The 21,667-nt window shown below is 40.2% G+C and carries 24 protein-coding genes; 16 read left to right on the top strand and 8 right to left on the bottom strand.

From position 1 onward, the window contains the following. Position 1: 1 nt before the first annotated feature. The 4 genes from H5232_RS00120 to H5232_RS00105 all read right to left on the bottom strand — a co-directional run bounded on the left by H5232_RS00120 (position 2) and on the right by H5232_RS00105 (position 3,061). Positions 2–556: a cytochrome b gene (locus H5232_RS00120; RefSeq protein WP_149981004.1), complete on the bottom strand. Its 555-nt coding sequence runs from the start codon at positions 554–556 to the stop codon at positions 2–4. A gap of 185 nt (positions 557–741) precedes the next feature. Next, entirely contained in the window at positions 742–1,575 is an 834-nt protein-coding gene (locus H5232_RS00115) for a ScpA family protein (protein WP_182718908.1), read from the bottom strand. A gap of 15 nt (positions 1,576–1,590) precedes the next feature. Beyond that, positions 1,591–2,211: an L-threonylcarbamoyladenylate synthase gene (locus H5232_RS00110; protein ID WP_145233655.1), complete on the bottom strand. Its 621-nt coding sequence runs from the start codon at positions 2,209–2,211 to the stop codon at positions 1,591–1,593. Further along, positions 2,204–3,061 (bottom strand): RNase RNM, encoded by an 858-nt coding sequence (locus tag H5232_RS00105; RefSeq protein ID WP_182718907.1) that lies wholly within the window; start codon positions 3,059–3,061, stop codon positions 2,204–2,206. The genes H5232_RS00110 and H5232_RS00105 overlap by 8 nt, the downstream gene beginning before the upstream one ends. 423 nt (positions 3,062–3,484) lie before the next feature. Between H5232_RS00105 and H5232_RS00100 the strand changes: the two genes are divergently transcribed. From H5232_RS00100 to trpA, 6 genes are read left to right on the top strand one after another with little or no spacing between them, the layout of a single operon-like run. Beyond that, positions 3,485–5,053 carry an anthranilate synthase component 1 gene (locus tag H5232_RS00100; RefSeq protein ID WP_145233651.1) on the top strand — a complete coding sequence of 523 codons (1,569 nt, stop codon included), beginning with the start codon at positions 3,485–3,487 and terminating at the stop codon, positions 5,051–5,053. A 1-nt stretch (position 5,054) separates the two neighbouring features. Next, positions 5,055–5,672, top strand: coding sequence for an aminodeoxychorismate/anthranilate synthase component II (locus H5232_RS00095; protein WP_182718905.1), 618 nt, complete (start codon positions 5,055–5,057; stop codon positions 5,670–5,672). Between the two features lie 53 nt (positions 5,673–5,725). Further along, positions 5,726–6,754: an anthranilate phosphoribosyltransferase gene (gene trpD, locus H5232_RS00090; RefSeq protein WP_259398526.1), complete on the top strand. Its 1,029-nt coding sequence runs from the start codon at positions 5,726–5,728 to the stop codon at positions 6,752–6,754. Then, positions 6,747–8,111 (top strand): bifunctional indole-3-glycerol-phosphate synthase TrpC/phosphoribosylanthranilate isomerase TrpF, encoded by a 1,365-nt coding sequence (gene trpCF, locus H5232_RS00085; RefSeq protein WP_182718903.1) that lies wholly within the window; start codon positions 6,747–6,749, stop codon positions 8,109–8,111. The genes trpD and trpCF overlap by 8 nt, the downstream gene beginning before the upstream one ends. 7 nt (positions 8,112–8,118) lie before the next feature. After that, on the top strand, positions 8,119–9,303 hold the full coding sequence (trpB, locus tag H5232_RS00080; RefSeq protein ID WP_145233645.1) for a tryptophan synthase subunit beta: 1,185 nt from the start codon (positions 8,119–8,121) through the stop codon (positions 9,301–9,303). Further along, complete coding sequence (gene trpA, locus H5232_RS00075) at positions 9,300–10,130, top strand: tryptophan synthase subunit alpha (RefSeq protein WP_182731444.1); 831 nt, start codon at positions 9,300–9,302, stop codon at positions 10,128–10,130. The genes trpB and trpA overlap by 4 nt, the downstream gene beginning before the upstream one ends. A gap of 60 nt (positions 10,131–10,190) precedes the next feature. Here trpA and H5232_RS00070 read toward each other — a convergent pair whose 3' ends face one another. Then, positions 10,191–10,460, bottom strand: a complete 270-nt coding sequence (locus H5232_RS00070) for an HU family DNA-binding protein (protein ID WP_145233641.1) — start codon at positions 10,458–10,460, stop codon at positions 10,191–10,193. Positions 10,461–10,635: 175 nt separating this feature from the next. On the opposite strand from H5232_RS00070, the gene H5232_RS00065 reads away from it, so the two are divergent. Beyond that, positions 10,636–11,229: an inner membrane-spanning protein YciB gene (locus tag H5232_RS00065; RefSeq protein WP_182785061.1), complete on the top strand. Its 594-nt coding sequence runs from the start codon at positions 10,636–10,638 to the stop codon at positions 11,227–11,229. Between the two features lie 60 nt (positions 11,230–11,289). Then, positions 11,290–11,931: a CPBP family intramembrane glutamic endopeptidase gene (locus tag H5232_RS00060; RefSeq protein ID WP_182785062.1), complete on the top strand. Its 642-nt coding sequence runs from the start codon at positions 11,290–11,292 to the stop codon at positions 11,929–11,931. Between the two features lie 66 nt (positions 11,932–11,997). Here the strand turns inward: H5232_RS00060 and H5232_RS00055 are convergent, their stop codons facing one another. After that, a complete protein-coding gene (locus H5232_RS00055) occupies positions 11,998–13,422 on the bottom strand; it encodes a sodium-dependent transporter (protein ID WP_182718902.1) in 1,425 nt (474 codons plus the stop codon). Between the two features lie 316 nt (positions 13,423–13,738). Here H5232_RS00055 and H5232_RS00050 point away from each other — a divergent pair, with 316 nt between their 5' ends. The 5 genes from H5232_RS00050 to H5232_RS00030 all read left to right on the top strand — a co-directional run bounded on the left by H5232_RS00050 (position 13,739) and on the right by H5232_RS00030 (position 16,929). After that, positions 13,739–14,041 carry a YciI family protein gene (locus tag H5232_RS00050; protein WP_182830424.1) on the top strand — a complete coding sequence of 101 codons (303 nt, stop codon included), beginning with the start codon at positions 13,739–13,741 and terminating at the stop codon, positions 14,039–14,041. Between the two features lie 218 nt (positions 14,042–14,259). Beyond that, positions 14,260–14,523: a PepSY domain-containing protein gene (locus H5232_RS00045; RefSeq protein ID WP_145233630.1), complete on the top strand. Its 264-nt coding sequence runs from the start codon at positions 14,260–14,262 to the stop codon at positions 14,521–14,523. 3 nt (positions 14,524–14,526) lie between these two features. Next, positions 14,527–15,201 carry a response regulator transcription factor gene (locus tag H5232_RS00040; protein ID WP_058558569.1) on the top strand — a complete coding sequence of 225 codons (675 nt, stop codon included), beginning with the start codon at positions 14,527–14,529 and terminating at the stop codon, positions 15,199–15,201. Next, positions 15,195–16,532, top strand: a complete 1,338-nt coding sequence (locus tag H5232_RS00035) for an ATP-binding protein (protein ID WP_182830423.1) — start codon at positions 15,195–15,197, stop codon at positions 16,530–16,532. Before H5232_RS00040 ends, H5232_RS00035 begins: the two co-directional genes overlap by 7 nt. After that, the gene (locus H5232_RS00030) at positions 16,519–16,929 is read left to right on the top strand and encodes a hypothetical protein (RefSeq protein ID WP_182718900.1); all 411 of its coding nucleotides are present in this window, start codon (positions 16,519–16,521) and stop codon (positions 16,927–16,929) included. The genes H5232_RS00035 and H5232_RS00030 overlap by 14 nt, the downstream gene beginning before the upstream one ends. 12 nt (positions 16,930–16,941) lie before the next feature. On the opposite strand, the gene H5232_RS00025 is transcribed toward H5232_RS00030, so the two are convergent. Further along, positions 16,942–17,982: an AI-2E family transporter gene (locus tag H5232_RS00025; RefSeq protein WP_149980992.1), complete on the bottom strand. Its 1,041-nt coding sequence runs from the start codon at positions 17,980–17,982 to the stop codon at positions 16,942–16,944. Between the two features lie 134 nt (positions 17,983–18,116). On the opposite strand from H5232_RS00025, the gene H5232_RS00020 reads away from it, so the two are divergent. Both H5232_RS00020 and H5232_RS00015 read left to right on the top strand, forming a co-directional pair. Next, positions 18,117–19,010 carry a TIGR01777 family oxidoreductase gene (locus tag H5232_RS00020; protein ID WP_182830422.1) on the top strand — a complete coding sequence of 298 codons (894 nt, stop codon included), beginning with the start codon at positions 18,117–18,119 and terminating at the stop codon, positions 19,008–19,010. 220 nt (positions 19,011–19,230) lie between these two features. Beyond that, positions 19,231–20,280 (top strand): GGDEF domain-containing protein, encoded by a 1,050-nt coding sequence (locus H5232_RS00015; protein WP_182830421.1) that lies wholly within the window; start codon positions 19,231–19,233, stop codon positions 20,278–20,280. A 59-nt stretch (positions 20,281–20,339) separates the two neighbouring features. Here H5232_RS00015 and H5232_RS00010 read toward each other — a convergent pair whose 3' ends face one another. Continuing rightward, a complete protein-coding gene (locus H5232_RS00010; protein WP_259398525.1) occupies positions 20,340–20,804 on the bottom strand; it encodes an N-acetyltransferase in 465 nt (154 codons plus the stop codon). A gap of 483 nt (positions 20,805–21,287) precedes the next feature. Between H5232_RS00010 and H5232_RS00005 the strand changes: the two genes are divergently transcribed. Next, positions 21,288–21,667 (top strand): TonB-dependent receptor plug domain-containing protein (locus H5232_RS00005; RefSeq protein ID WP_182830420.1); only part of this gene is annotated, 380 nt, incomplete at its 3' end.

The following is a 21,667-nucleotide window of genomic DNA, read 5'->3' as shown; positions in this document are numbered from 1 at the left end:
ATTAATCATCCTTTTGTGGTTTTATCATTCTAACTAAGGTTTTATCTTTATCGATAAAGTGATGTTTTAACGCCCCAAGAGCATGTAAAACCACTAATCCTATGAGGCTACACGCCACATAGTAGTGAACTTTACCTGCAATATCTGCTTGATTAGCTACTGAAAAATCAATTGCGGGAATACTAAATAAGGTAAACACCTCAATTGCACGACCATCCGCAGTAGAAATCAAATACCCTGAAATCACAATGACGCTAAGCAGTAGATATAAAAATATATGTACTGTATGCGCTACATTATTTAACGCTTTACTGCTGCCCGCTACTGGCTCAGGCTGCGTGCCCAATGCACGCCAAGCAAATCTAAAAATTAATAAAGCAACTAAGGTGATCCCTACGCTTTTATGTAAATCCAAAGAACCTTTATACCAACTATCGTAATAAGTAAGTTCAACCATGTACAAGCCAAGGCCAAATAAGCCAATCACCATTACCGCCATTAACCAATGTAATAAAATGGCAACCACACCGTACGAAGATTTTGTATTTTTAAGCATGTGTTATTAATTCCATTATCGAATGACATCAGAATAGCGCGTACCTAGATAGAAGAAAATAGCTAATAACAAACAAGTTATGTGCGTATATGCACAAGTAAGATTAAATTTAGCAAGTTAGAAAGTTAGCAAGTTAGCAAGTTAGCAAGTTAATCAATGATAAACATCATCACCCTAATAATTGTTTAATTATTTTCAACCAAACCGATATAAATTTGTGTTGTAGGATCGACTTGCAAGCAAGTGATAAGGTTTTCTTTGATGAGCTCTAGCATAGCAATAAAGCTAACCACTACACCACTGCGGCCTTCGTCAAGAGTGAATAAGTCAGTGAAAGGAAGTTGCGTGCCGACTGTCGATAACTTTTGCAAAATTAAACTCATTCTTTCGCGAGTTGATAAAGCTTCAGCGGTTATTTGATGATGCTCAAAAGTTTTAGCTCGCGCCATCACATCACTGAGCGCAAATAGTAAATCTTTTAAATCAACATCCGGTAACAATTGAGCATGCTCGCTCTGCTCAGGCACTAATGCGTGGGCAATAAAAATATCACGGCCAACACGTGGAATATCATCAAGGTTCTGCGCAGCTAGCTTAAATTGTTCATACTCTTGTAAACGACGAACTAATTCAGCCCGTGGATCTTCTTCTTCCTCAAGCTCTTCATGTTTTGGCAGTAATAGTCGTGATTTTATTTGTGCAAGTAATGCCGCCATCACCAAATATTCACCAGCAAGCTCCAATTGAAACTCGGTCATCATTTCAACATAACGGACGTATTGTTCAGTAATGCTAAAAATCGACAATTCCAGAATATCTAACTTATGTTTTTTTATTAAATATAGTAATAAATCAAGTGGCCCTTCAAAGGTTTCTAAAATTACTTCTAGAGCGTCTGGCGGAATATACAAATCTTCCGGGGTATTCATTACTTCTTTGCCATGCAAAAAAGCCAGCGGCAACTTTTGTTGCGCCGGCTCTCGTATTTGAGCTACATCATCAGTATGTAGTTCGTTCATGGTTTATCGGCGTAGTTATTCAAATGGAGCTGTATCGCCACAGCCTACACGCAGCACCTCAACAGTATCTTCTGACAGGTCGATCACTGTGGTTGCTTGCTCAGCTAAATAGCCGCCATGAATAATTAAATCAACTTGATTACCTATGCGATCACGTATCTCGTCCGGATCAGACTCAGTAAACTGCTCACCGGGTAAAATTAATGAACACGACATCAATGGCTCACCTAACTCGGCTAACAATGCGCAGGTAATTGGATGTTCTATTACACGAATACCAATGGTTTTTTTCTTGTCGTTTAACAAACGTTTTGGTACTTCTTTAGTGCCTTTAAAGATAAACGTATAAGGCCCGGGTGTATTGTTTTTAATTAATCTAAACAGTTGGTTATCTACTCGTGCATAAGTAGAAAGCTCAGATAGATCACGACATACTAAGGTAAAGTTATGGTGTTTTTCAATACCACGGATGCGCTCAATACGCTCTTTTGCTTGTTTGTTACCTAAATTACAGCCTATTGCATAGCCTGAATCGGTTGGGTATACCACCACACCACCTTGTTTGATAATGTCGACCGCTTGATTAATTAAGCGTGGTTGTGGATTATCTGGATGAATATGAAAAAAATCACTCATTTAGTTCTCCTGTTTGCCCTTCCCAAGTTTGCCAAACGCCTTGGCAATCTTTTGGCAAATATAAGTTTTTTCCTAATTCTAGCCAACTAGTAGGAAAATGAAAATCAGATCCTTGCGAACACAGTAAATCGTATTCACGGCTCAATTCGCCTAAAAACTGTCGCTCAGTTGGTGCTTGTTGTGGTTGTGCAACTTCCATTGCATCGCCACCGGCATCTTTAAACTGACTCAATAATTTGCGCAGCCATTTATTTGACATTTGATAACGCCCAGGGTGGGCAATCACAGCAACGCCACCTGCGGCATGAATGGCGGCAATGGCGGTTTGCATATCACACCAATCGCTTGGTACGTAACCCGTTTTAGCGCGGCCAAGGTATTTTTTAAACACCCCAGGAATTGTGGTTGCAACGCCACGAGCAATAAGTGCTCTTGCATAATGTGCACGGGTAATTTGTGCATCTGCGGCAAGCTCTTGCGCTTGTTGATAAATGCCATCAAAGCCATTTTTCTCTAAACGGCGACCAATCTCGACAGCTCTATCAGCACGTTTTTGCTGTTGGATAGTCAATAAGCTGGTCAGTGTTGACTCGTTGATATCTACGTTTAATGCCACGATGTGGATCTCAAAACTTTCCCACTTAGTGGAAATTTCAACCCCTGATATCAAGGTTAATGGTAGAGATTCGCTTTCTATATATGCTTGTGCAGGTTTAACCGCAGCAGTGGTGTCGTGATCAGTGATCGCAAACACATCTATCTTTTTTTCAACTGCACGCAATAATAATTGCTCAACAGTTAATTGCCCGTCAGAATGTGTGGTATGACTGTGTAAATCGTATTTTATCAAAAGAGAAGACTGCTCTTATTAAATGTGCGAAAGTTGTTATTAAGTATAACAAAATTTTTTAATAAATTGTTTTAAATAAATACTTGACACTAACGCCGTTGATACGGTTTACTGTAGTCACTTGAGACACAAATAGAACTACAACAATGATCAATTCAATCCAAAACACTATCTGGTGGTGGCACTCGTAAATTATCGGGTGACGAATTGTCGTGTCTAACACATTCTAAACCCGCTTATTGCGGGTTTTTTTATATTTAAATTTTAGGGTAACAAACATGAATAACGTAGCAACTCTTACACATCATTGGTGGTGGCGCCTGGTATAGCGGGACGGTAATGGTCTATCTGAAACATAGGTATCGTTATTCAAACCCCGCATAGCTTAGCTTGCGGGGTTTTATTTTTTTGAGGGAATGAGGTTTGATTTTTAGTCATATAACAACAACGCCAGGTGAAGTTACTAGCATCACCGAAGTGCGAGAATATATACATAGCCCATTGGCACTATATGGATTGCTTGATAAAGATAATTCATTACTGTTAGAGTCAGCAGAAATTGATTCTAAAGACAGTGTCAAAAGTTTAATTTTGGTAGATTGTGCACTAAAAATAATCTGCACAGGTAAAACAGTCACAGTAACGGCGCAATCTAATAATGGTCAGCAATTACTGCCTTATTTACAAACTAAATTAGAAAACTGCCATACTCAATTAAACAAGCAAACTCTCAGCATCGAATATCAAGGTATCGATCATAATATTGATGAAGCCTCAAAGCTGATTGCCGATAATGCTTTTAGTGCCTTGCGCTGTTGTATAAATAGTATCAGCAGCACCACAAACAATCCATTTTCGTTATTTTTAGGCGGTGTGTTTGCTTACGACATGGTAGCCAACTTTGAACAACTGAGTGATGTACCAGATGGAGAAAATAGCTGTCCTGATTACGTATTTTATTTAGCTGAAACCTTAGTGGTAATTGATCACCAAGCTAAAACCACTGAGCTGATTGGTAACGTTTTTAATGGCCCTGATGTGCATGCAAACTGTTTTGAAGTGGGTAAAAAGCTCGAACGTTTAAATACCTTATGCGACCAAGCCGATAGCTATAGTGCGCAGCAAAGTGCTGGCATCAGTGACGTCAGTGTTGATATTAGTGACGAGCTCTATTGCCAACAGGTCAATAGTTTGAAAAAACACATTGTCGATGGCGATATTTTTCAAGTTGTGCCATCGCGTACCTTCTCGTTAGCTTGCGCCAACCCACTACATGCCTACAGCCAACTAAAAAAACAAAATCCAAGCCCGTACATGTTTTATATGCGCGACAGTGAATTTGCGTTATTTGGTGCCTCTCCTGAGTCAGCTTTAAAGTTTTGCGCTACATCACAACAAGTTGAAGTATATCCAATTGCAGGAACTCGCCCGCGAGGAAAGTTTGCTAATGGCCAAATTAATCCAGATTTAGACAGTCGTATTGAACTGGAACTGCGCAACGACCAAAAAGAGCGTGCTGAGCATTTAATGTTGGTTGATTTAGCACGAAATGACGTAGCTCGTATCAGTGTCCCGGGAACTCGCCACGCAAAAGAGCTATTAAAGGTCGACCGTTATTCGCAAGTAATGCATTTAGTGTCACGCGTTGTTGGCACATTAAAACCTCAGCTGGATGCCCTACACGCTTACCAAGCCTGTATGAACATGGGCACTTTAGTTGGTGCGCCTAAAGTCAGCGCGGCAGAGTTGGTAAGGCAAACTGAAGGTAAGCGCCGTGGTAGTTACGGTGGTGCGGTAGGTTATTTAACCGGTGACGGCGCCATGGACAGTTGCATTGTTATTCGCTCGGCTTTTGTTAAAAATAATACCGCGTATGTACAAGCCGGTGCCGGAGTTGTGTTTGACTCAGACCCTCAATCTGAAGCTAATGAGACTCGTGCTAAAGCACAAGCGGTTATTACAGCCATTCAATCGACGTACCAAGGACACTAAAATGAGTGAAAACATCAACAACTTAACGGACTTAAAAATCTACTTTTTAGATAATTTTGATTCATTTAGTTATAACTTAGTCGATGAACTTTCTATGTTAGGCAGCGATTTAGTGGTATATCGTAACAACATAGACGCGCAGGTGATTTATGACAAAATGTGTGCGGAAACTAAACCAGTGATTTTAGTACTGTCGCCGGGCCCAGGCACCCCCACTGCGGCGGGCTGTTTAATGGCATTGATTGAACTATGCAAAGGCCGTTTTCCAATGTTGGGGATTTGCCTTGGTCAACAAGCACTAACACAAAGTTATGGCGGTATTATTGGCCATGCTGGAGAAACCGTACATGGTAAATCATCAATCATAGAGCTTGGTGAGCACCCAGTATTTGCAGGTATGGGTGAACGTATGCCTGTGGCACGTTATCATTCACTGATGGCCACGAAAGTACCCGACAGTGTTGCAGTGATAGCCCACTATGAGTCAATACCGATGGCAATTTATCATCGTGACGATAAAGCCCTTGGCTATCAATTTCATCCTGAGTCTATTTTGACGCCCAATGGCGCCGCGCTACTTCAACAAAGTATGCAATTTTTAGCCAGTGCACAGCAGTAGAGGATAGTATGTCAGTAAACCAACAATCAGCCAGTGAGGCGAGCATTGGCTCAATGATTGATGTGTTATTAACGCAAACATCATTAAGCTTTAGTCAAAGCCAACAGTTATTTGATGCCATTATGCAAGGCAAAGTAAATGACATCGAACTAGCAGCCATCTTAGTGGCACTGAAAATAAAAGGTGAAGTAAGCGACGAAATCGCAGGAGCTGCCGCATCGATGCGTGCTAATGCGATACCTTTTATTACTCACTTAACAAACCTTGTCGATAGTTGTGGCACTGGCGGCGATGGCTCAAACACTATTAATATTAGCACCACCGCCGCCATCGTTGCTGCAGCTTGCGGTATAAATATGGTCAAACACGGTAATCGCAGTGTTTCGAGCAACTCCGGCTCCGCTGATTTACTCAAAGCATTGGGCATCAATATAGACATGAAACCAGCACACGCGGCGCAGTGTTTAGAGCAAACCGGCTTTACGTTTTTGTTTGCTCCGCATTATCACAGCGGCGTACGCCATGCTATGGGTGTGCGAACGACCTTAAAAACCCGTACTATTTTTAATATTTTAGGGCCATTGGCAAATCCAGCAGCACCGGATGTGCAATTATTGGGGGTATATGATGAAAGTTTATGCTTAGCGATGGCACACACCTTAAAAACGTTAGGTACACCGCGCGCAATGGTCGTTCATGGCTCGGGTACCGATGAAATAGCCTTGCACGGTGAAACGACCGTCGCAGAGCTTAACAACGGAAAAATCAGCCAGTACACACTTACCCCTGCTGATTTTGGTCTTGCAAACTATTCACTTGAACAACTTGCCGGTGAAGGGCCAGAATATAACGCCAAGGCTAGCATGGCTATTTTAGCTGGTAACGGCACCGACGCGCACAATGCGGCCATTATTGTTAACGTTGCTGCGTTGCTTTATTTAACCAATAAAGCCGACGATTTTAAAAGTGCCGCGATGCAAGTTAAAGAGATTTTACAAAGCGGCCGTGCATTGAATACCTTAAATGCCATTGTCATAAGCAGTAATAAAGAATACGCAAACTCCGAGGTTAGTAATGGCTAATGTATTAGACAAAATAGTTACAGATAAAAAAATAGAGCTCATCGAACGCAAATCCAAGCGCCCTCTTGAGAGCTTTAAGCATCAAGCAATACCCACAAATCGTGATTTTTATAAAGCCCTTTCAGCGCCTGGCACTCAGTTTATTTTGGAATGCAAAAAGGCCTCGCCATCAAAAGGCCTTATTCGAGAGCCGTTTGATTTAGCCGAGATCACCCGTGTTTATAAAAACTACGCTAGCTGCATCAGTGTGTTAACCGATGAAAAATATTTTCAGGGTAGTTTTGATTATCTCGAATTTGTGCGCAGTCAAGTAGAGCAACCATTGATCTGTAAAGATTTCTTTATTGATGAATACCAAATTTATTTGGCCCGTATTTATGGCGGCGATGCTATTTTATTAATGTTGTCAGTACTCGATGATACGCAATATCAATCGCTTGAAAAAGTTGCAAAAAGCCTAAACATGGCAATCCTCACCGAAGTGAGTAACGAAGCTGAAGTACATAGAGCTCTTGCACTCAATGCGCAAATTATTGGTATTAATAACCGTGATTTACGTGATTTGAGCACAAACTTAGCTACCACAGAGGCACTAAGAAAGCTTATTCCTGATAACAAAGTGGTTATTTCAGAATCAGGTATTTACACACACCAAGATGTAAAACGCTTGGCCCCGTTGTGTAATGGCTTTTTAATCGGTAGTTCACTGATGGCTGAGCGTGATTTAGAGCGCGCTTGTCGAAGCGTAATTTTAGGTGAAAACAAAGTTTGTGGCTTAACCCGTAGCCAAGATGCCATTGCCGCTTATGAAAGTGGTGCCGTTTATGGGGGGCTAATTTTTGCACCTAAATCCCCTCGATTTGTTGATTTAGATTGTGCAAAACAAGTTATGCAAAGTGCCCCGCTTGCCTATGTAGGCGTATTTGTAAACGCAACAATCGCAGACGTTGTCAATCATGCTCAGAGCTTAAAGCTTGCAGCAGTGCAATTACATGGCCAAGAAGACGCAGTCTATATAAACGAACTGCGTCCTTTGCTACCAAGTAATTGCCAGATTTGGAAGGCGCAAGCTGTGAAGGATAGCTTGCCAGCACCTGTCAATGGCGTTGATCGCCACTTATACGATACTCACAGCGATACACAAGCTGGCGGTACCGGTAAGACCTTTGATTGGGCAATACTCAAAGAGACTAAGCAGCCATTTATGCTTGCTGGTGGCTTAAACCCAGAAAATATTCAAGGTGCATTATATCAAGGTGCGCATGGACTCGACCTAAATTCAGGGGTTGAGCAAAGCGCCGGTAAAAAATGCCCAAACAAATTAAATGATGCATTTATTAGCATCCGTAAATATTGAGGTCAATATGAATAATCCAGCTTATTTCGGCGAATTTGGCGGCATGTTTGTCCCAGAATTGCTAGTACCAGCACTTAAACAACTCGAAAACGAATTTAATAAATCGCAAACAGATCCGGCTTTTCAAGCTGAACTGGAAAAGTTACTTAATGAATATGCTGGCCGTCCTACGCCGCTGACATTAACGCGTAACTTAATTAAAAACCCAAAAGTAAAATTATACTTAAAGCGTGAAGATTTACTGCACGGTGGCGCGCACAAAACGAATCAGGTGTTAGGCCAAGCACTATTAACTCAACGCATGGGTAAAAAACAAGTTATTGCTGAAACAGGCGCAGGCCAACACGGCGTTGCAACGGCGCTTGCGTGTGCATTACTTGGTTTAAAATGCCGTATTTATATGGGCGCTAAAGACGTGGCACGCCAACAACCAAACGTATTTAGAATGAAACTAATGGGCGCTGAAGTGATCCCGGTTACTGCAGGCTCTGGCACATTAAAAGATGCCGTAAACGAAGCGCTTCGTGATTGGTCAGCAAATTATAAAGAAGCGCATTACTTACTTGGTACTGCTGCAGGTCCTCACCCATTCCCTACCATCGTTCGTGAGTTCCAAAAAGTGATTGGTGAAGAAGCGAAACAACAAGTATTAAAAGCTGAAGGTCGCCTCCCTGATGCGGTGCTTGCTTGTGTAGGCGGTGGCTCTAACGCCATTGGTATGTTTACAGATTTTATTGACGAGCCAAGTGTAAAACTCATTGGCGTAGAGCCCGCTGGCAAAGGGCTTGATACCCACGAGCACGGTGCAACAATCTGTAAAGGAACCAAAGGTATTTTGCACGGTACTTATACCTATATAATGCAAAATGATGATGGCCAGATTGAGGAATCATATTCTGTCTCAGCGGGTCTTGATTACCCAGCTGTTGGCCCACAACATGCGTTTTTACATGAAACTGGCCGTGCGCAATATGTGGGTATTACAGATACCGAAGCATTAGAAGCATTCCAATTACTGGCTAAAAACGAAGGGATTATTCCTGCGCTCGAATCAAGTCATGCACTAGCTTACGCACTGAAGTATGCAGAGCAGCAAACTGAAGAGTCAATTTTAGTAGTGAATCTAAGTGGTCGCGGCGACAAAGACTTATCACACGTTATGGATGTACTTTCTAAAGGGGATCAGTTATGAGCCAGACAGCAATTCAAAAAACAGACCGCTACGGTAAAATGTTCGCCCGTTTAAGCGAGCTAAATCAAGGTGCATTTGTGCCGTTTGTTACAATTGGCGATCCAAATAAAGAACTGAGTGTTGAAATAATCAAAAGCTTAATTGATGGCGGCGCTGATGGCTTAGAGCTGGGTATTCCATTTTCAGACCCAATAGCAGATGGCCCAGTTATTCAAGCTGCCAATATTCGCGCTCTTAAAGTAAATATAAATACCCAAGATTGCTTTGATATCATCAAGCAAGTACGCCAGTACAATGCTGATATCCCAATTGGTTTATTGTTGTATTCGAACTTAGTGTTTAAACGCGGTTTAGAGGCTTTTTACCAAGATGCCAAAGCAGTTGGCGTTGACTCAATTCTAGTTGCAGATGTGCCGCTTCATGAATCTAAAATGTTTCGCAAAGCGGCAATGAGTAATGGCATTGACCCCATTTTTATAGCCACGCCTAACGCACCTGATGACACTTTACGCGAATGTGCCTCTTATGGCCGTGGTTATACTTATTTACTATCTCGTGCGGGTGTAACAGGCACAGAAACTAAAGCACAAATGCCGGCGACATCAATTGTCACTAAACTAAAAGAATACCACAGCGCCCCTGCGTTATTAGGTTTTGGGATTTCAACCCCTGATGATGTAAAAGCAGCACTTAATGCCGGTGCAGCGGGTGCTATATCTGGCTCGGCGGTAGTGAAAATTATTGAAGCGAATCTCGATACCCCTCAAGCTATGCTCAGTGGTTTACAAGAGTTCGTAGCGAGCATGAAAGCTGCAACTGCGCTGTAAATTCATACTTCGAAAATAAGAAAAGGGCCTGTTGCGGCCCTTTTCTGGTAATCAAACGCGTTAAAGACTCTCTTTCAACGCTTTTGCTGCTTTAAATACAGGCTTGTTAGCGCCTTCAATGTCTATTGCCTCTCCCGTTTGTGGGTTGCGTCCTGTACGTGCGGGATAATAACTTAACGCAAACGTGCCAAAGCCATTTACTTGCACTTGATCACCTTCTGATAATGATTTAGTGATGGCTGCAAGCATGCTTGATAAAGCCGCTTGAGAATCTTTTTTAGTTAATTCACTGTGTGCAGACATTGCACTAATCAGTTGTGCTTTATTCATAAAATGCTCCTAAAAATACCGCTTACTCAGTCACTGTTCAGCAGATTTTGGTAATGATTGAATACAAAGGCACGCAGGCTAAGGGTTAGTAACTACTAAGTCAACCTTGTAAACAACACAATAAGTTGATACAACCTCTGCAACTATTCTTTGGTTTTATTTTTTTGGGCATTCTATGCATGCAATAATCGAGTTTATTCCGCTAATTTTATTTTTTGCGGTATTCAAGTTAGTTGATATTTACTGGGCAACGGCATTATTAATGGGCACCACTTTTCTGCAGGTCGCTTATTCTTATTTTAAAATAGGCAAAGTACCTACACGCCAGTGGTTGTTTTTTGCCATTGCCGTGATTTTAGGCACTCTTACACTGGTGTTTCATGATGAACAATTTGTAAAGTGGAAAGCCACTATCATCTACGCTGTGCTCTCATTAAGCTTATTGAGCAGTCGCTACTTTCTTGGTAAAAATTTAGTTAAACAAGCACTCAGTGCCATTTTAAATAATGCATCAGACTCTGAGCAAGAAATTACCGTACCTGAGTCGCTTTGGGATAAACTCAACATATTGTGGATAGCGATCACAGCGGGAATATCAGCGTTAAATATTTATATCGCTTATAACTTTTCTCTCGATTTTTGGGTTAACTTTAAAGTGTTTGGCTTAATGGGGATCACGTTTGTCAGTCTTTTTGCCACTATCATCATGTTGTATAAATATTTACCCGATGAAGATGAGCCAAAAGTAGACGATAAAAAGCGCTCTTAATGTCATAAATATGTCGTCTTAGCTTGTTAGCCTAATATACAAAATCACGCTGAGACGACCTTGAACGCCAATCAATACCGCTGGTTTGAATTTACCCTTATATTTGTATGCCTTCCTTTGCTGGGTTTTTACCTTCGTGCCTACCTTGCTAATTGGCTGATCCCCGCGTTAATCGTGTTAATGAGTGTCTGCGGTATGCTGCTGCTAGGCGATCCCCACTTTAAACGCTTTAGACTTACCAGCCTTGGTCAATTTTCCGCAGTGAAACGCCGACTGTTTAGTTTCTTTTTTATCGGCGCACTGTTTTCAGGGGTTTTTTACGGGATCATTAATCAAGGTAATTGGTTTATGCTGCCTCGAAACTCATTTAATGACTGGTTAATGTTACTCGCGTTCTATCCATTATTGTCAGTCATGCCGCAAGAGTTGATATTTCGAACTTATTTTTTTCATCGTTATAAACGCATCATGCCAAAAAAAACGGTGCGCATAATTGTTAGCGCCACAGTATTTGCTTTAGCGCATATTGTTTATGCTAATTGGGTGGCAGTACTACTGGCATTTATAGGCGGGTTATTATTTGCATTTACCTATGCTCAAAGCCGCTCCACGTTTGTCTGCGTTATCGAACACAGCTTATGGGGACTGTGGATGTTTACATTAGGAATAGGTCAGTACTTAGATTCGGCAACAATCTCTTAACTGAAAAAGCCGTGCTAATGATACTTAACACGGCTTAATTATGGGAAGCTCAATTAGTTGTATTAATTAAAAACCGAAAATGCTCATAGCAAAAAACTTAGTCGCTACGGTATTAATAAATATAACTACTAAAATTACCGGAATAAAGGTTGATAGCGAAAAATTAACGTATTTTTCAGTAAAGCTACCTGCATAGCCTGGACAACCTTGGCTTAGCTCTTCACTTAAACGTACTTTTTTCCAGCGATACATCACGAATAAACATACCATTAAACCATTCAATGGCAAGATAGTGTCGTAAAATACATCATACACAATATCAAATAAGCTTTTAGACGCTCCACCATAGTTAGTAAATGAAGTTAACCCTTCAACCATACCAAACGACATAGTACATAACACTGTCAGTACACCGATGCTACCAGTTAATATCAGTAACGCCATTTTACGACTTATGCCTTTACGGTCACTTAGCGTAGCTGTTGGCACCTCAACGATGGATACCAACGAGGTAATTGCAGCAAAAAATACCAGCAAGAAAAACACAAACGCAACAATTGATGCACCAACATAGCCAATATCAGTTTGTAGCGCGAGTAAAATCTTTGGTAAAAACTCAAAAATCATCGACACAGATGAGTCAGACAATTTAGTAGGATCAGTATCTGGGTTAAAACTAAAGATAGCTGGTAGCACCATAAGACCGGCAATAAACGCCACCAGTGAATCAGTCAGTGCAACCATTTTAGCACTGCCAACAATGTCATCCTTTTTCGAGATATATGAAGCGTAAGTCATCAATATACCCATACCCAACGACAATGAGAAAAACGCTTGCGCTAATGCACCATTCAAGACACTGGCATTCATCTTAGAAAAATCAGGGATAATATAGTACTTAACGCCAGCCATAGCATTGTCTAGCGTCAATACATACGCCACTAATGCGATTAGCAATACGAACAATGCGGGCATTAAAAACTTAGCTGCTTTTTCAATCCCTTGCTTAACACCACCGACTAAAATCAAATTAACAATTAATGCCACGGCTGCCATATACGCAAACACGCTGGAACTATTAATAAACACCCCAAAGCTTTTTGGATCAGCCAACACATCTAAGTTCCCAACCGCAACTTGGCTTAAGTAACCAAAAATCCAGACTGTAATAACCATGTAAAACACTGCAATCATAAACGGGGTTAATACTGCTAAAAAGCCAGCAAAACTCCACTTAGCATCATTACCTGATAATAACTTGTAAGAGCCTAGTGGATCTTTTTGTGCTTGGCGTCCCATTGCCATCTCTGCCATCATTACCGGCAAACAAATAAACACAACAAATAGCGCGTAAACGAGCAAAAATGCACCACCACCATTTTTTGTTGCTGAGACTGGAAAACCAACCAAGTTACCAATACCGACCGCAGAGCCAGCAGCTGCTAATATAAATCCGAGGCGGGAGCTAAAATGCTCACGAGTATCGCTCATTTAAAAACCTTATTATTATTTTGTACCATTCAAGCGACTCTACCAGTGTTGTGCTGGGCTTTTCAAGCAGATTCCACTTAAAAATATAATGATACTGTAAACCTTAGAGGTTGTTGTTCTTTTAAGATTAAAATTTGTTCAAGCTAACAGTGATTAAATCGCAGCATCAGTTTATAGCCTCGAAAGTTAACTAAAAACTGCGTAAAGCTTTCGCGCTTTAGTAAGACTCTAAACTAATCGCAATTTATTCGCCTATTAATTTTGCTGTGCTAATATCAGCATAATTCCAATAATATTGAAATCCAGAGAACACACCATGTTGTATATGATTTACTCAACTGATGTTGAAAATAGCTTAGAATTAAGAAAAGCCGCACGCCCTGCTCATTTAGCACGCTTGCATGAATTAGAGGAGCAAGGCCGATTACTGACAGCAGGTCCATTACCTGCCATTGATAGCGCCGAGCCAGCTGACGCTGGTTTTACTGGCTCTTTAGTGATTGCAGAATTTAGCTCATTAGAAGCGGCTCGCGAATGGGCTGCAGCAGATCCTTACGTAAACGGTGGCGTATATGAAAACTCACAAGTTAAACCGTTTAAGAAAGTTTTTCCTGGCTAAGTAAAACCAACAACCAAACTGGATTACACTGTTTAAATGAACCAGAATTTAATGCAATGGCTATAAGACTTAGAGCCAAATCACCACAATTCAGTGTTTGTTCACCGGATGTTAATTAAACTCTGTTGCATTGAATCATCAGATTTAGTGATTTTTCACTTGAATTATAGCTACTTGGTTCATTAAACTATTCAGGTCTGGTTTAGGAGTTTCTCATCATGCGTACTGTGTTAGCTCTCAGCGTCGCCATCACTGTGCTATTTTCGAGTGTTTTTTCGACTAGTAGCCAAGCTGCATCTCAAGTCAATAAAGCTGAGATCAATAAAAAACAAGCTGTTGAGCTTGCTAAAAAAGTCGAAGATGGTAAAACTCTTAAAATTACCGTACTTAACGATATTTATACTGTAAGAATATTAAAATCGGACGGCCATGTCGTCGACGTTCATGTCAATAAAAAGACCGGCGAAGTGAAGAAGGATTAAGAAATGCGAATTTTAGTAATTGAAGATGATTTACACTTAGCAGACAATCTGCGTAATGCATTAGAAAAAGAACGTTATAGTGTCGATCTCTGTCATGATGGCGAAGCTGGTTTATTTCACATCACAGAATATCCTCTTGATATGGCGGTAGTTGATTTAGGCTTACCAAAAATCGATGGTATTGAACTGATCAATAAAGCCCGTGCACAAGGGGTCACCATTCCAATCCTGATTTTAACAGCACGTGACCGTTGGCAAGATAAAGTTGAAGGACTTGATGCTGGTGCTGATGACTATTTAACTAAACCATTTCATGTTGAAGAGTTAATAGCGCGGTGTAATGCGTTAATTCGTCGTAGCGCAGGTAAAGCAAATCCTGAAATGACTGCTGGGCCTATTAAAATTCATACCCGCTCACAACAAGTGTGGGTTGATGACCGAGAACTAAGTCTCACCGCATACGAATACAAAGTGCTTGAGTATTTAATGGTTAATCCACAAAAAGTGATTTCTAAATCTGAGCTTACAGAGCACATATATGATCAAGACTTTGATTTAGATTCAAATGTAATCGAAGTATTCGTACTGCGCTTACGTAAAAAGCTTGACCCTGATGGTACTTTAAATCCAGTAGAAACACTACGCGGACGCGGTTACAGGCTTAAAAGTCAGTGGTAGCATCGCAAATACCGTTAAAAATAAGGCAAGGATTTATCCTTGTCTTTGTTTTATTAGTCGCTTTACCTATCCTATTCTTCTCTATTGGTAAGGTGTACTACGCTTCATTAGTCGAAGCCACCGAAAAAACCCTCGAAGCCCATTTATATTCTTTAATTTCAGAAGTCGATTTTACTGAGCGCGGCATTATCATGCCCGGCACTATTTTAGCTCTTGATTTCAATCGTTTAAATTCTGATACTTATGCGATGATCTATCGTGAAGAGCAGCCTGTATGGCACTCTGAGTCGGCGGTAAATGTTAACTTTGTGCCTGACGAACTAGAAACCAAAGCAGGCGCTGCCGATTTTCGTCGTGTGGAATATAAAAATACCGTGTATTGGCAACTTAGTCTCACCGTCATTTTAAATAACATTGACCAGTCAGAGCATGCCCGCTTTATTTTATTAAAACGCAACGATGCTCTACTGCGGTTAATGGATGGTTTTAAACAAACCCTTGTAAACTGGATGTACGTCATGGGTGTAGCCATTGCAGCATTAATGGCTGTGGGCTTTGTCTGGAGCGCGCGGCCATTGCAACGCTTGGATAAAGAAATAAAAGCCATTGAGTCGGGTGATATTCAAGAAATTAAAGGACTTTATCCTGTTGAGCTGCAAACTATAAAAGCCGATTTAAATTTACTACTCGAAACTCAGCAACGCCAAAAAGAGCGCTATCGTGCGTCTTTAAGCGACTTAGCTCACGCGCTTAAAACGCCACTGGCAGTATTAAAATCGAGCCCGCTTGCCAACGATGCCGATGCCCAAGAGCAGCTTGACCGTATAAATGTGATGATCGAACACCAATTAAAACGTGCTGCAACAGGTGCATCTGATACTTGGAAAAAACAAACAGCCATTAAGCCGGTGCTCGATTCAATCCTCAATGCAATGAGTAAAGTTTACCGCGATAAAGATATTATTTTTACCCATGCGGTTAAAGACAAAGATTACTTTTTAGGTGACAAAACTGATTTACTCGAACTACTCGGTAACTTAATTGATAACGCCTGTAAAGCTTGTCGTTCACAAGTCGATATCCAAGTCATTCAAAAACGCAATCTCACCATCGCTATTAGTGATGATGGGCCCGGTGTGCCGATTGATAAACGCGAATCCTTACTTACTCGAGGTACCCGCTTGGACACCTACGAAAGCGGGCATGGTGTCGGTATGGCGATTGTGTCAGATTTAGTAAAGTCGTATCACGGTACCCTGACTATTTTAGATGCTGATACCTTAGGCGGCGCGAAATTTATTTTAGAGTTTAACTATAATGATAAAAAATAGTCGGTTAACAACAATCTCAGCACTACTTTTAGCACTGAGTACAACAACGTTTGCAGCAGAAGAGCAATGTACTGTCGTTGAGCAAGCAACACCTGATGAAGCTAAAAAATATATTCAATGTTTAGATAAACAAATAGAAAGCTTAACCCGCATTCAACAAACCTGGATAAATAAAATCACTTTAGATTTAAATAAGATCCAAGAAGATAGCGGTAATACTCAGTTGCTACCAATCTTTAAACGTAGCATTATTAGTCATGATAAATACGTGGAAGACAGCTGTAAATGGCGTTATTTACACAAAGTACCTAACGCCACCCAAGCTGCTATTGTATATAAACGCTGTGAATTGCGTATGTTAGAGCAGCACATCACTTTATTAAAACAACCTATCTAACCACTACTGTGGCTATTTAGACGGTGACTCGATTTCTTCACCATTACCCAAAAGAGTCGCTAACCAACGTCCTTCATCACTGGTTTCTAGGGCAATTTTAACAATCATCGTCAGTGGCACCGATAACAACATACCTACAGTGCCAATCAGCCAGCCCCAAAAGATCAATGATAAAAATACCACTAAGGTCGACAACCCTAAACCTTTGCCCATGTACTTTGGTTCGACTATATTACCCATCACGGTATTAATAGTTAAATAACCTGCACCTACGATCCCTGCGACCAATGGGCCTTGTGTGATCAAAGCTAATAAAACAGCTGGGATAGCGGCAATAATAGAGCCAATATTAGGGATGTAATTAAACATAAATGCCATTACTCCCCATAACACGAAGTAGTCAACATTTAAGATCCACAGTAGTAGCCCGGCTAATACACCAGTACCAACACTCACCACTGTTTTGATCGCTAAATAAGAATTAATAGAATTTAAAAAACGGTCTATTTGCTGCATTTTCATATCAGGATCGTCTAATGCCATATGAATTTTATGACTAAGCATAGGCCCTTCAAAAAGCATAAATACCACAGTTAAAATAATTAAGAACAAATTTGCCATCACACCACCTAAGCCAGTCAGCATACCGGTGGCAACATCAATCATTTTTCCCGGGTCGAACATTGATATGACTTGCTCTTTATTGAGCAAAATATTGTACTTGGCAGCAACATCAACCAACCAAATAAACTCATCCTGTAACTTACTTTTATATTCAGGTAAATGCTGTGAAAAGTCAGTCAATGATTGCCCGACTAAGCTGGCAAGGCTAACCCCTAAGCCAACCACCATCAACATCACTAACATAATCGCGATGCCTTTAGGTATTTTGTAACGACCAAAAAAACTTAATAAAGGACTACAAATAATGGCAATAAATGCTGCAAGTACAAACGGAATGACAATTACACTTGCCGCTTTAATACCGGCTAAAGCAACCACCAACGCTGCAAAGATAACTAAACTTTTGTTTACCCCAGTTAAACTAGCCAAACTACAATCCTTTAAAATATAAACTGCAGCTAGTGTATGTGAAAAGTCTGTAGAATGAAATATTTGCAAAGTGATCAAAGCAGCCTACCCTACGTATAACCAATAAATAATTACTAAAAGAGTTTTATACTGCTATGCATATCTTAATAACTGGCGCAACAGGCCTGATCGGTCGTCATTTGTGCCCTGAGCTGAACAAAGAACATCAATTGACAGTACTCACCCGCAATCCTGCAAATGCGACAAAACTGTTAGGTGAGAATATTCATGCGACTGACTCCCTTGAAGAGGTTGATTTTAATAATCTCGATTGCATTATTAATTTAGCCGGTGAACCCATCGTAAATAAACGCTGGAGCGACAAACAAAAACAAATACTGCGAGACAGCCGTATTTCGCTCACTCAACAAATTAGCGCTGCAATTAACCAATGCGATACACCGCCGCATACTTTTATATCAGGCAGTGCGGTCGGATTTTACGGTCGCCAATCAACCACCGTAATTGACGAAAGCTTTGTTGATGTGACCCCTGAATTTAGTCATCAACTATGCCATGATTGGGAACAAGCCGCCCTGCAAGCAGAATCAGTCAATACTCGAGTATGTTTATTACGTACCGGTATCGTTTTAGCTAACAATGGTGGTGCATTAGCCAAAATGTTACCACCATTTAAATTAGCACTAGGTGGTCCTATTGCTGATGGCCAGCAAGGCATGTCATGGATACATATCGAGGATATGATTAATTTAATTATACATATTATCAATAACGTGCAACTCAGCGGCGCAATTAATATGACCGCTCCAACACCTGTATCAAATAGCGAATTTAGTCAAAGTTTAGGTAAGGTATTAAAACGACCAGCAAAAATAACTATGCCTGCATGGGTACTAAAATTAGTAATGGGTGAAATGGCAGATTTGCTGCTTTACGGACAATATGTACAACCAACTAAAGCACTTGATAGCAACTATTGCTTTCGTTATAAAAAATTAGACAGTGCACTTACAAACCTATTACAATAAATGCAGCAATTTAATACTACCTTGCTATTTAAATACTAATACATAATAATTATAACAACAGTGGCTAAAGCAGCTCGATTAAACAAGGCAGATTCATAATGCTACATTTACCTACTGTGATGAGCACATCATTACTTTTGAATGTCCTGATCGGCGGCTTTTTTTTACCGTTTATAATTATAAAAAACAACCCTGTTATTTATACTTAGGCGGGTCGTGTATGGTATTTGTGGCCGCGCAAATTTTAGCATGCCTGCGAATAGTGCTCGATAACCCTTTTATTACGCACTATCTGGCTGATATGTGCATCATAATTAGTCCTATACTCGCTCTTATTGGTTTGCAGAAAGTAACTAACCTCACTAAAAATACTAACCGGCACTTTTTAACCTTAGTGATTGTCAGTGCAATTGTGTTACTACCAATCTATGCTATTACAGCAGGCCAATTGGTGACAAGTATTGTTATTGCAACACTCTTTATTTACGGCGCATGTTTAGTTCATAAGATGAAATGCGTAGCACCAATGCAACAAAAAATCTTGTCCGGCTGTTTTATTAGCCATTGTTTGATCATGTATATACAAGCATTTATGTTATTAGCTCCTTTGGATAGTAATTCTGCAACTGATTATAGTCTTTGGCTACAAATAATTTTAGTAAGCCATGTCATTCTAGCGACTGCTACAGCTTTGGTATTGCCGTTTTTATTATTTGTAAATATTGAAGAAAACCTTCAGCGACTAGTCAATCACGATGTGCTCACCCGCCTCTTAAATCGACGTGGTTTTTTTATGCAAGGTGAAAAACTCCTCAAACAAGGCGTTGCATATCAGCAATCATTTTCGATAGTTATGATCGATATTGATTACTTCAAAAGTGTTAATGATAAATATGGTCACAGCACAGGTGATACCGCTATTAAATGGATCGCGCAACATATCATGGCACAGCTAAATGATAACGATATTGCTGCGCGAATTGGTGGTGAAGAGTTTGCTTTATTACTCCCTGATCAATCTCTTAATCAAGCTCAGGTAACTGCTCAAAAACTCTGTGATGCAATTAGAGGGCATAGCTTACGTTTTAAAGGAAACACTATTAATTTATCAGTAAGTGTGGGAATTAGCAGTAGTTATGATGCCAATGCTTCAATTAAAACACTGTTAGATCAAGCCGATAAACGCTTATATATCGCTAAAGCAAAAGGCCGAGACCAAGTGGTTATTAGTGATCAACAAACCGACCATGTTGCCAACGGTGTTATGTAACCGAACTGAATTGTAATTTTTTAAGCACTGAGTCCACTGAGTATAACCACTGATTAAACTTAGCCTGGTGTCTTTGTCATATACAAACAATTAGCAAGTGGTATTGGCTCTGGGTAATCAGCAAGCACAAAGCCAAGTTTTTTATACGCTTTAATCGCACTTTTGTTATGAGCTAATACAAATAAAGAACATGTTTGCGTAGCTAAAGTTAATTGACCTAGTTCACTGAGCTGCGTAATTAGTGTTGCTACAATGCCACCACCACGATACTCAGGGTTAACCACTAACCTACCTAGATGACAACGACCAATACGTAAATAAAACTGACCAAAAGCCATTAGCGTATTATCATCAGCAAGCAATACAAATGAGTTTATTTCATCAAGTTTCAAACCCTTTTTGAAAGAATTAAAATCGTACGGGTATCTAAAATTAGGCCCAGCCCATGCATGAACTTCTTCTTCATTTAAAAACCATGACATGATTTCTTTTATGTGGGTATTTCTGACGTGAGTTAACAACATAACGACTCTTACTTAATCTCGGGAAGTACGATATATTCCATGTTAATTGATAACAAACAATACGTTATAAATATACCAACCGCAATTAGATAATAACAATAAGGTACTTTTTACTTATGCTAATTGCTACTCCATCATTCAATTAGCCTCCCGTTTAAGTTCAGTTGTTTTCATATTTATGGGCATAAAAACCATGCGAACACTCATTTACCTAATAAAGTTACAAAGATGAAAATAAAAAATAATTGACCGATAATTATATATAAAACAATAAACACCACATCCAAATAAACAAATTTAATACATTTTAGCTGCAATAAATTAAACACAGTTGTTGACGCAACATAAAAATTACACTAGCCTTTCTGGAAGCGCTTCCACAGAAATTAATACAAGCCGCTATGGAAGCGCTTCCACACACAGTGATACCGCCGCATTTTTGTGGCGAGTAAATAATAATGATAACAGTACGAGGGAAGTCTAATGTCCAAGCATATTTTAATGAAAACAAAGTTAGCCACCAGCTTATCTTTGATTTTAGGTGCCGCAACCACTATGTCTACGTTTGCCGCCGAGGTTGAACAACAAAGTGAATTAGAAGTGATTCAAGTCACCGGTTTTAAAGGCAGTATCAAAGAATCAACTCAGCTTAAGCGTTACTCTTCTGGGGTTGTTGATGCCATTTCTGCAGAAGACATTGGTAAATTTCCAGACACTAATTTAGCTGAATCGCTGCAACGCATTACCGGTGTTTCAATTGACCGCAGCAATGGTGAAGGTTCTAAAGTGACGGTGCGTGGTTTTGGTCCAGATTATAATATGGTGACATTAAACGGACGTACAATGCCTGCGGCCTCTCTTCC

Source organism: Pseudoalteromonas sp. SG41-5 (genome assembly GCF_014164495.1).
GTDB lineage: Bacteria > Pseudomonadota > Gammaproteobacteria > Enterobacterales > Alteromonadaceae > Pseudoalteromonas > Pseudoalteromonas rhizosphaerae.
Note: the sequence above shows the minus strand (reverse complement) of the source record. Positions and strands in the feature narration are given on the sequence as shown.